Genomic DNA, 10,102 nt, shown 5'->3' with positions numbered 1-10,102 from the left:
GGGGTGAAGCGTTGATCCAAAGTATTCTGGCGCATAGTTATTCATTCCTCATATCAAGAAAGATAGCTACTGCAATTCGCTGCGAAACGAACGGGTGGTAGCTGCATGTGGGTTCGCAGACCGAGGATACGAGGAACTCGGCAGACCCGAAGATCTCCCACACACAGCCCCCATAAGTGACGTTGAACGCCAACCGCGCCCATTGTTACTTTTATGATGCCTGGTTGCCAGCGTATCTATCGGGCTGCGAAACCCAGCCACCGGCCAAAGCCAGCGACGCCCCAACTATAGAAGCCGATCCCGGCACCCACAACCGACCTGTAGGACGCCCGCTCCCCCTGTGGCGAGGGAGCTTGCTCCCGCTCGACTGCGCAGCAGTCGCAAAACCGGTGCCTGCGGTGTACCTGGCGAAAAGAGGCACCTGGTTCGGGGCCGCTTCGCGCCCCAGCGGGAGCAAGCTCCCTCGCCACGGGAAGTAATTTCCTACGAGATTTTCGGACCGCCGTTGGGCGCGCTCCAAAGCGCATAAGGCGTCTCCCGGCTAACGCAATTCCCCTGTGGGAGCGAGCTTGCTCGCGATGGCATTCGATCAGTCAACATCGATGTCGGCTGACAGGGCGCTATCGCGAGCAAGCTCGCTCCCACAATGGGTTAGCAACCAATCAACAAAAACCTGCGTCTCAGCCACTGCACTCCCGGAAACACCGTAGTAATAACGAGCCAGCGACATGCGCAACGCCGGCAGTGGGCAGGCCAAGCGCCCGTTGGACAAATCCCGACCCAGCAGCGAAGCCGGGCACAACGCCACGCCCAGGCCATCGACGGCCGCCTGCAGCACCAGGTGCATGTGATCGAATTGCAGGGTCGGCGGGTTGTTCAATGGATCGATCCCGACGTGCTCCACCCAATCCTGCCAATCGTTGCTGCGTGTCCTGCCCGATAACAAGGTGTGCCGGGCCAGGTCGTGGACGTTCTCCAATGGCACGCTTTGCAGCAACGACGGGGCGGCAACCAGCAGCAGGTCGTCTTCCAGTAACAGGGTGGGCTGCACCTCGGCCGACCAGCCAGCATCTCCGCGCCGAATGACCACGTCGAACGTTTCCCTTGAGGGATCTGGAGGCCGGGTGCTGGTGACGACCTCGGGCTTGATGTCCGGATGGCGCGCCATGAAGTCCGGCAGCCGAGGGATCAGCCAGCGCACCGCGAAGGAGGGGCGCACGTTGATGGTCACTTTGCGCTGGCCCGCATTGCGCGTCAGCGCGTTGGCGGCGTTGGCGATCAGGGTCAGTGCCTCGCTGACCTGCTCGTAGAAAACCCGGCCCGCCGGGGTGAGCAAGGATTGGCGGGTTCGACGCGCGAACAGCAACACGCCCAAGCGCTCTTCGAGCAACTTGACGTGACGGCTGACGGCGCTATGGCTGACGTGCAGCTCTTCGGCGGCGCGGCTGAAGCTCTGGTGGCGAGCGGCAGCGGCGAAGGCGCGGACGGCGTTCAACGGGGGGAGGTTGGCGATCATGTGTCTAATTTAGTCACATATGAGGCGCAATCAAAGCGTTTGTCAGCCCCCACGCGTCACGCCACCCTGAAGGCCCCAGCAATTTGCCTTCGATGTGGAGTGATGCATGGCCGATTATGGACTTTTTCTGATCCTGGCGACCCTGACGGTACTCAGCCCGGGCCCCGGCGTGGTGCTGACGCTGTCCAATGCCTTGCGTCATGGCTGGCGCGGTGCGCTGCCGGGCATTGTCGGGATCGCGTCCGGCGCTTTTATCGTGGCGGGTATTTGCGCCAGTAGCCTGGGGTTGATCCTGGCGGCCTCGGCGGCGGCCTTCACACTCTTGAAATACGTTGGGGCGCTGTACTTGTTGTACCTGGGGATCAAGATGTGGCGTACCCAGCGCTTTATTCCCGAACTCAACGCCACGTCGCTGCGTCCATGGCGGCGATTCGTCGAGGCGCTGTCGATCCAGTTGCTCAACCCCAAGGCGGGTTTCTTCTTCCTGGCGGTCTTTCCCCAGTTCATCAAGCCGGCGGGTGACTATTACAGCCAGTTCTTCTTGCTCGTGTCGTCGTACAGTGTGCTTGTCCTACTGGTGCATTCCAGTTATGCCCTGACGGCCCAAGCCGCAAGAGGCTGGCTCTCCACCAGCCAGGGCGCCAGGGTTGTCGGCAAACTGTCGGGCATCACGTTCCTGGGCTTTGGTGTGTTGATGGCGTCTGCCAGCAAATGACGGAGCCCATCACCGCCGCCCAGTGCGCGTACTCACATCCACCCACACCGCCAGCACCAGAATGCTGCCTTTGACGATCATCTGCCAATAACTGTCGACGTCGAGCATGGACATGCCATTGTCCAGGCTGGTGATCACCAGCGCACCGAGGAGAGCGCCGTAGACCGTGCCGGAACCGCCGCGCATGGAGGTGCCGCCGATGAAGCAGGCGGCGATGGCGTCGAGTTCGCCCATGTTGCCGGCCGAGGGTGAGCCGGCGGCCAGGCGGGCGGTGTTGACCACGCCGGCGAGGGCGCACATCACGCCCATGATGCCGAAGATCCACAGCTTCACCGCTTGCACGTTGATGCCGGACAAGCGCGTGGCTTCCATGTTGCTGCCCACCGAGTAGACGCGGCGGCCGAACACGGTCTGGCTGGTGACGTAGCTGAACACCCCCAGCAGGATCAGCAGGAGCAGCACCGGCACCGGGATGCCGTCGTAGCTGTTGAGGGTGTAGACGAAGCCGGCCAGCACCGCGCCGATCAATGCCACGCGCAATCCATCACGCACCAGGGAGTGGGCTGCCAGGCCATGGAGGGCCCGGTTGCGCCGCTGTTTCCAGGTGAGGAACAGGGTCAGGGCGAACAGCAGGATGCCCAGCCCGGTCCCGACCGTGTGCGGCAGGTAACCCTGGCCGACGTAGACCAATTCCGGCGACACCGGGGCAATGGTGGTGCCGCCCGTCACGCCCAGCAGGATGCCGCGAAACGCGAGCATGCCACCCAGCCCGACAATGAACGACGGGATGCGCAGGTAGGCGGTCATGTAGCCGTTGCCCAAGCCGATCACCAAGCCGCACAAAGCCACCAGGCTCAGGTTCGCCAGCAGCGGGATGTGATAGACCACATCGAGGATCGCCGCCAGCCCACCCAATAGCCCAAGCAACGAGCCCACCGACAAATCGATCTCGCCGCTGATGATCACCAGCACCATGCCGCAGGCCAGGATCCCGGTGATGGACATCTGCCGCAGCAGGTTGGACAGGTTGCGCGGGGTCAGGAACCCACCGTCGGTCTGCCAGCTGAAGAACAGCCAGATCAGCGCCACGGCGATCACCAGCGCGAGCATTTTGTAGCGGGAAAACAGCTGTTTGACCTGATTCATCTACGCGGACTTCCGATCATTATTGTTATGGCCATCGGGGTGGCTGAGCGCGGCGGCGAGCACCTGTTCCTGGGTGAGTTCGTGGTTGATGAAGTCGCCGCGCAACTGGCCTTCGCCGATCACCAGGACGCGGTCGGAAACCCCCAGGACTTCGGCGAGCTCCGAGGACACCATGATGATCGACACGCCTTCGGCTGCCAGCGCGCCCATCAATTTGTAGATCTCGTATTTGGCGCCGACGTCCACGCCACGGGTGGGCTCATCGAGAATCAGCACCCGGGGTTTGGTCAGCAGCATCTTGGCCAGCACGGCTTTTTGCTGGTTACCGCCGGAGAGGCTGGTGATCGGCAGGAACGGGCTCGCGGTCTTGAGGTGCATGCGCGCGATTTCCTTGTCGATGCTGCCCAGTTCGGCTTCGGCGTCGATGCGGGTCAGTTTCGCGTAGTTGTCCAGCACCGCCAGGGTGATGTTCTGACCCACCCCCAGGTCAGGAATGATGCCTTGGCGCTTGCGGTCTTCAGGGACCATGCACAGGCCGGCGCGGATCGACTTGAGCGGCGTGCGCGTGTCGATGGGTTGGCCGCTCAGCCAGACTTCGCCTTCGTAGCGGCCGGGGTAGGCGCCGAACAGCGCAGAGACCAGTTCCGTGCGACCGGCGCCGACCAGCCCGGCGATGCCGAGAATCTCCCCGCGCTTGAGGACGAATGAAATGTCGTCGACCCGTTTGCGCTTGGGGTTATCGACGTCGTAGCAGGTGACGTGGCGCGCCTCGAAAATCACCTCGCCGATCTCATGGGGATCAGTGGGGTAGAGGTTGCTCATTTCCCGCCCGACCATCTGGGTGATGATCTTGGGAATGTCCATGTCCGCCATGGCGGTGGTGGCGATGTGTTTGCCGTCGCGTATCACCGAGATGGTGTCGCACACGGCGGCCACTTCATCGAGCTTGTGGGAGATGTACACACAGGCCACGCCCTTGGCCTTGAGGTCGCGGATGATGTCCAGCAGCACCTCGATTTCCGAGCGAGTCAAGGCTGAAGAGGGCTCGTCGAGGATCAGCAGTCGCGCCTGCTTGTTCAGCGCCTTGGCGATTTCCACCAACTGCTGGTAGCCACCGCCGTACTGGGAAACCGGTAGCGAGACGTTCATGTCCGGCACCTTGAGTTCGCGCATCAGGGCCTCGGCGCGGTGGATCATCGCCGGGTAGTTCATGCGCCCGCCGGGCAGTGTCAGCTCGTGGCCCATGAAGATGTTTTCGGCTACCGACAGGTCGGGGACCAGGGTCAGTTCCTGATGAATGATGACGATCCCGGCGGCTTCGGTCTCGCTGATGGACTGCGCCTTGAGCGGCTGGCCGTCCCAAATGATCTCGCCTTCCCAACTGCCGTAGGGATAGACCGCCGACAGCACTTTCATCAGGGTGGATTTGCCCGCGCCGTTTTCACCGCACAGGCCAACGCATTCCCCGGACCGGACCTTGATGTCGATGCCGTTCAGGGCTTTGACACCGCCAAAGGTTTTGACGATGCCGTTCATTTGCAGCAGGTAGTCGGACATGGCAAGGGCTCATGAAAAAGGGCTTACACATAGACAGTGGACCAGGCAGTCAAGCCAAGTGACCTGTGGGAGCGAGCTTGCTCGCGATAGCGGTGGTTCAGCTGGCATCGATATTGGATGGGCTACCGTCAATCGCGAGCAAGCTCGCTCCCACAGGTCTTTGCTTGATTGCCTGGTCAGGTCACTGCCCGGCGATCTGCGCCTTGGTGTAGAACCCGTCCTTTTCCAGCAGGTCGATGTTGTCCTTGGTCAACGGCGGCGGGGGGAGCAGGATGGTGTCGACTTTCTTGCTGCCATTGTCGTACTGCGAGCTGAAGGTCGGTTTCTCGTTGCGGGCCAGTTGCACCGAGAGCTTGGCGGCTGCGGAGGCGATCAGCTTCAGCGGCTTGTAGACGGTCATGGTCTGGGTGCCATCGATCACGCGCTTGACTGCCGCGAGATCGGCGTCCTGGCCCGAGATCGGCACCTTGCCGGCCATTTTCAGCGCGGCCAGGGCCTGGATGGCGCCGCCGGCGGTGGCGGCGTTGGAGGCAACGATGCCATCGATCTTGTTGTTGTTCCGGGTCAGGGCGTTTTCCACGATGCTCAAGGCTTCGGTGGGGTTCCATTCCTTCACCCACTGCTGGCCGACAATCTTGATGTCACCCTTGTCGATGGCCGGTTGCAGCACTTTCATCTGGCCTTCGCGCAGGACCTTGGCGTTGTTGTCCGTGGGCGCGCCACCGAGCAGGAAGTAGTTGCCCTTGGGCGCGGCTTTCAGCACGCCGCTGGCCTGCATCTCGCCGACCTTTTCGTTATCGAAGGAAATGTAGGCGTCGATATCGGCATTGAGGATCAGTCGGTCGTAGGAGACGACTTTGATCCCGGCCTTCTTGGCTTCGGCGACGGCGTTAGTCAGCACGGTGGCGTTGAACGGCACGATGACGATCACATCGACGCCACGGGAGATCAGGTTTTCAATCTGCGAGATCTGCTTCTGCTCGTTGGCATCGGCGGACTGGACGAAGACCTTGGCGTCGAGTTTTTCCGCCGCCGCGACGAAATAGTCGCGATCCCGCGACCAGCGTTCCAGGCGCAGGTCATCGATGGAGAAACCGATTTTCGGATGGGTCGCATCGGCCATGACCGGAAGCGAGAGCAGGGCGAGGGCGCCGGCGAGCAGGGTACGTTTGAATCTTTTCATGTGGTGCGTCCTTTTATTGTTGTTTGAAAGACACTGCCTGACGATGAGCGTGATACCGGGTAGAACTGTAGAGCGTTGCAGGGCGTCATGGGCACAGATTTGTCGCGAGAATGTAACAGCCGCTGTGCCCCACTTTTGTCCGTCGTCAGGAGTAGATAAACCGATTGACCACGTTTTCGAGCATCTCCTGGCGACCGCTGACGGCCTGGGGATTCAGGTCGTTGGTAAAGGCGTGCTCGGCCAGCGATTCCAGGCTGAAGTCGCCGGCCAGGACCGCTTGGCCGAAGGGTTGTTGCCAGCCGGCGTAGCGCTGGTCCTTGAACTGCTGCAACTGATCGTTCTGCACCATGGCCGCCGCGCGTTCCAGGGCGAGGGCGAGCACGTCCATGGCGCCGACGTGGCCGTGGAACAGATCGATTTCGTCCAGGCTCTGGCGCCGGACCTTGGAATCGAAATTGAACCCGCCATTGCCGAAGCCACCGGCCTTGAGGATTTCATAGGTGGCCAGGGTCATTTCCTCGACGCTGTTGGGGAACTGGTCGGTGTCCCAGCCGTTTTGCGGGTCGCCGCGGTTGGCGTCGATGCTCCCGAAAATCCCCAGGGAGACGGCCGTGGCGATCTCGTGGTGGAAACTGTGACCGGCCAGGGTGGCGTGGTTGGCTTCGATGTTGACCTTGATCTCGTTTTCCAGGCCGAACTGCTGCAGGAAGCCGAACACCGTGGCGCTGTCGTAATCGTACTGGTGCTTGGTCGGCTCCTGGGGCTTGGGTTCGATCAGCAGGTCGCCCTTGAAGCCGATCTTGTGCTTGTGCTCGACCACCATGCGCATGAAGCGGCCCAGCTGTTCGCGCTCGCGTTTCAAGTCGGTATTGAGCAGGGTTTCGTAGCCTTCACGACCGCCCCCTAGCACGTAGTTGGAGCCTTTGAGGCGCTGGGTGGCAGTCATGGCGCTGAACACTTGGGCGGCGGCGCAGGCGAACACTTGCGGATCCGGGTTGCTGGCGGCGCCGGCGGCAAAACGCGGGTTACTGAAGCAGTTGGCGGTGCCCCACAGCAGCTTGATCCCGGTTTGTTCCTGATGGCGTTCCAGGTGGTCGATCATCTGGGCGAAGTGGTTGCGGTACTCCTTGAGCGAATTGCCTTCCGGGGCGACATCGGTGTCGTGGAAGCAGTAGTAGTCGATGCCCAGTTTGGAGAAGAATTCGAAAGCCGCTTCGGCCTTGCCGATGGCCACTTCCATGGGATCCCCCGCGTGCTGCCACGGACGCTTGAACGTGCCGGCACCAAACACATCCGACCCGGGCCAGACGAAGGTGTGCCAGTAGCAGACCGCCATGCGCAGGTGCTCGCGCATGGGTTTGCCGAGCACCAGTTTGTTGGCGTCGTAGTGACGGAAGGCCAGCGGCGAATCGCTGGCGGGGCCCTCGTAGCGAATCTTGTCGGCACCGGGGAAGTAGGGCATGTGCAGGTTTCCTTTTTATTCTTGGCGGTGTCCCGATACTAACGCCGGCCCCGTGGCTGCTGATTATGAAAATCACCAATGGGCAGTTCGATTTTGAGTATTGAGATTCGCCGTGAGCGCGCCTAGTCTGTGTCGATCGGCACAGGGTTAAACCAATGAAAACCGTCCCGCCCGTTCACCGCATTGCGTTGCTGTTCAATGGCAGCAAGATCTACGACCGCGGCATCATCAGCGGCATCGGCAACTACCTGAGCAGCACGCGTGCGTCCTGGGACTTGTTTCTCGAGGAGGATTTTCTCTGTCGCTTGAAAGGCATCGAATGCTGGCAGGGCGACGGCATCATTGCCGACTTCGACGACCCGCTGATCGGCGAAGCGCTGGCCGGGATCAAGCTGCCGGTGGTGGCGGTGGGCGGTTCCTATCAGGATGAGCGCGCCTACCCGAAGGGCATTCCCTACGTCGCCACTGACAATGATGCGTTGATGAGGTTGGCCTACGAGCACCTGATCGAGGCCGGGCTGACCCGCTTCGCCTGTTTCAGCCTGCCCGAGGCACAAGCCAATCGCTGGGCCCAGGAGCGGGAAAAAGCCTTCCGCCGGCTGCTGCAGCGCGATGGCCTGCACGCCGAGGTCTATCGCGGCATGGGCACCAGCGCACCGCTCTGGGACAGCGCCGTCGAACAGCAGATCGCCTGGCTGCAAAGCCTGCCCAAACCCATCGGTATCATCGCCGTCAGCGACGCCCGCGCCCGACAACTGCTGCAAGCCTGCCTGACCGCCGGCATCGCCGTGCCGGAGCAAGTGGCGTTGATCGGCATCGACAACGACCCGCTTACCCGCAGCCTGACACGGGTGCCGCTGAGTTCGGTGATCCAGGGCACCGAAACCATGGGCCGCACCGCCGCGCGCCTGCTCCACCAGATGCTGCACGGCATGCCGTCCACGGGCACGCAGATCCTGGTCCCGCCAGATGCGATCAACGTACAGGTATCGAGCCTGCATCAACCGTTGGGCAATCCCTATGTCATGCAAGCCCTGCTCTTCATCCGCCAATACGCCTGCCAGGGCATCAAGACCGCCCAAGTGGCGGCTTATGTCGGGATATCGCGCTCATCGCTGGAGGCGCATTTTCGCAAGGAGCGGGCCTGTAGCGTCCACGACGAAATCCTGCGCTTCAAACTCGCCGCCGCCGCCAACGGACTGGAAAACACCGACGCGTCGATTGCCGACATCGCCCAGAACTGCGGCTTCAAATCGGCGCAATACCTGCACACCGTGTTCCGCCGCGAATTCGGCTGCACGCCGCGGGAATATCAGCAGGGGGCAAATGCGGCCGTTCACTGACCCTCTGCCAAACCGCTCTTGATGAACTGACCCACCACCGAACCGCTCTTGTGGCGAGGGAGCTTGCTCCCGCTGGGGCGCGAAGCGGCCCTGAAACCAGGCACCCTTGGCTTTGGGGAAAGGCGCGATAGTCGACGGTGTGGGTGAGCCAGGCGAAGCCCGGGATTTCAGTTTTGGCGGTTTCACAGGCTTCGGTCAGGGTGGCGATGAGACGACGCTCAATACGGGCGTCGTCATCGTTTCATGGTCCGGTCCATTCATTTCTGCACGCCAGTTGTTCCCAACGTCGAAGCAATAAGCTCGCGCAGCCACATATGGGCAGGATCGCGATGCAGTCGCTCGGGCCATAACATCAGCATTTCAAACCCGGGAATGGCGAGGGGAGGTGGCTGGACGTGAAGCGCTGGCTCATGCTTCACCAGGCTTTCCGGCACCACCGCAACCAAATCGCTGTGCACCAATGCTGAGACCAACGAGTTGAAATTGGACACGGACAATACCACTCGCCGTTCCAGACCTTCAGCTGCCAGCGCGTGATCGGTACTGCCAACGAAGCCGGCGCCATCAGGTGACATGATGGCATGTTCAAGGGCGCAGAACGCTTTGAGCGACAGCTTGGTTACCAGCGCGGGATGGCCGCGCCGCGCGGCCAGCACATAGCGTTCATGAATCAAGGAGCGCTGACGCAACTTGGGGGGCGCTTCATCGCGGGTGTGCAGCGCCAGATCGATAAGGCCGTTCTCCAGATCCTTGGCATAGTCGCCAGTCGGTTTATTCATAAGCGCCAACCGCGTATACGGGGCCAAGCGCCTGAGCCGCGAGAGCGACGGCCAGATCAAGGCAGTCGTCGCATAATCACTGGCGGCGATCTTCCACGTTTGATGGGACCGGCCGGGTTCAAAAGCGGCAACAGGACTCAGTGCGCTTTCCAGCGCGGCCAACGCGTCACGCAGGGGCCCCTGCAACTCGCGAGCTCGCTCGGTGGGCGACATCCCTCGGGGGCCAGGCAGCAAAAGCGGATCATCAAGCAGATCTCTCAGCCTGCCCAATTGCAGGCTGACGGTCGGCTGCGCGAGATTGAGCAAGCGCGCCGCCCGCGTCACATTTTGCTCGGCCAACAAGGCATCCAATGTGACCAGCAAATTAAGATCCAGACGGCGCAAGCTATTGTGCATGCAAA

At 61.7% G+C, this 10,102-nt stretch carries 8 protein-coding genes; 2 read left to right on the top strand and 6 right to left on the bottom strand.

Going from position 1 to position 10,102, the window contains the following annotated elements; genetic code table 11:
- Positions 1 to 589 precede the first annotated feature (589 nt).
- Complete coding sequence (gene gcvA / locus HGO40_RS23515; RefSeq protein ID WP_250964958.1) at positions 590 to 1,516, bottom strand: transcriptional regulator GcvA; 927 nt, start codon at positions 1,514 to 1,516, stop codon at positions 590 to 592.
- A gap of 106 nt (positions 1,517 to 1,622) precedes the next feature.
- Between gcvA and HGO40_RS23510 the strand changes: the two genes are divergently transcribed.
- Positions 1,623 to 2,231, top strand: coding sequence for a LysE family translocator (locus tag HGO40_RS23510; protein WP_250964957.1), 609 nt, complete (start codon positions 1,623 to 1,625; stop codon positions 2,229 to 2,231).
- Positions 2,232 to 2,240: 9 nt separating this feature from the next.
- Here HGO40_RS23510 and HGO40_RS23505 read toward each other — a convergent pair whose 3' ends face one another.
- From HGO40_RS23505 to xylA, 4 genes are all read right to left on the bottom strand, one after another.
- Complete coding sequence (locus HGO40_RS23505) at positions 2,241 to 3,377, bottom strand: sugar ABC transporter permease (RefSeq protein ID WP_186705902.1); 1,137 nt, start codon at positions 3,375 to 3,377, stop codon at positions 2,241 to 2,243.
- Positions 3,378 to 4,934, bottom strand: coding sequence for a D-xylose ABC transporter ATP-binding protein (gene xylG, locus HGO40_RS23500; protein WP_250964956.1), 1,557 nt, complete (start codon positions 4,932 to 4,934; stop codon positions 3,378 to 3,380).
- 181 nt (positions 4,935 to 5,115) lie between these two features.
- Complete coding sequence (gene xylF / locus HGO40_RS23495; RefSeq protein ID WP_250964955.1) at positions 5,116 to 6,117, bottom strand: D-xylose ABC transporter substrate-binding protein; 1,002 nt, start codon at positions 6,115 to 6,117, stop codon at positions 5,116 to 5,118.
- Between the two features lie 145 nt (positions 6,118 to 6,262).
- On the bottom strand, positions 6,263 to 7,579 hold the full coding sequence (xylA, locus tag HGO40_RS23490) for a xylose isomerase (protein WP_250964954.1): 1,317 nt from the start codon (positions 7,577 to 7,579) through the stop codon (positions 6,263 to 6,265).
- A gap of 155 nt (positions 7,580 to 7,734) precedes the next feature.
- On the opposite strand from xylA, the gene HGO40_RS23485 reads away from it, so the two are divergent.
- Positions 7,735 to 8,922: a XylR family transcriptional regulator gene (locus HGO40_RS23485; RefSeq protein ID WP_250964953.1), complete on the top strand. Its 1,188-nt coding sequence runs from the start codon at positions 7,735 to 7,737 to the stop codon at positions 8,920 to 8,922.
- Positions 8,923 to 9,179: 257 nt separating this feature from the next.
- Here the strand turns inward: HGO40_RS23485 and HGO40_RS23480 are convergent, their stop codons facing one another.
- The gene (locus HGO40_RS23480) at positions 9,180 to 10,097 is read right to left on the bottom strand and encodes a LysR family transcriptional regulator (protein WP_250964952.1); all 918 of its coding nucleotides are present in this window, start codon (positions 10,095 to 10,097) and stop codon (positions 9,180 to 9,182) included.
- Positions 10,098 to 10,102: the final 5 nt, after the last annotated feature.

The organism is Pseudomonas sp. CG7, assembly GCF_023701885.1.
GTDB lineage: Bacteria > Pseudomonadota > Gammaproteobacteria > Pseudomonadales > Pseudomonadaceae > Aquipseudomonas > Aquipseudomonas zanjanensis.
This window is presented reverse-complemented; position numbering and strand designations above follow the sequence as displayed.

What these genes read in the sequence shown, in the direction of transcription:
- gcvA (WP_250964958.1), bottom strand. Translation starts at nt 1,516, where the DNA reads ATGATCGCCAACCTCCCCCCGTTGAACGCCGTCCGCGCCTTCGCCGCT.
- HGO40_RS23510 (WP_250964957.1), top strand. Translation starts at nt 1,623, where the DNA reads ATGGCCGATTATGGACTTTTTCTGATCCTGGCGACCCTGACGGTACTC.
- HGO40_RS23505 (WP_186705902.1), bottom strand. Translation starts at nt 3,377, where the DNA reads ATGAATCAGGTCAAACAGCTGTTTTCCCGCTACAAAATGCTCGCGCTG.
- xylG (WP_250964956.1), bottom strand. Translation starts at nt 4,934, where the DNA reads ATGTCCGACTACCTGCTGCAAATGAACGGCATCGTCAAAACCTTTGGC.
- xylF (WP_250964955.1), bottom strand. Translation starts at nt 6,117, where the DNA reads ATGAAAAGATTCAAACGTACCCTGCTCGCCGGCGCCCTCGCCCTGCTC.
- xylA (WP_250964954.1), bottom strand. Translation starts at nt 7,579, where the DNA reads ATGCCCTACTTCCCCGGTGCCGACAAGATTCGCTACGAGGGCCCCGCC.
- HGO40_RS23485 (WP_250964953.1), top strand. Translation starts at nt 7,735, where the DNA reads ATGAAAACCGTCCCGCCCGTTCACCGCATTGCGTTGCTGTTCAATGGC.
- HGO40_RS23480 (WP_250964952.1), bottom strand. Translation starts at nt 10,097, where the DNA reads ATGCACAATAGCTTGCGCCGTCTGGATCTTAATTTGCTGGTCACATTG.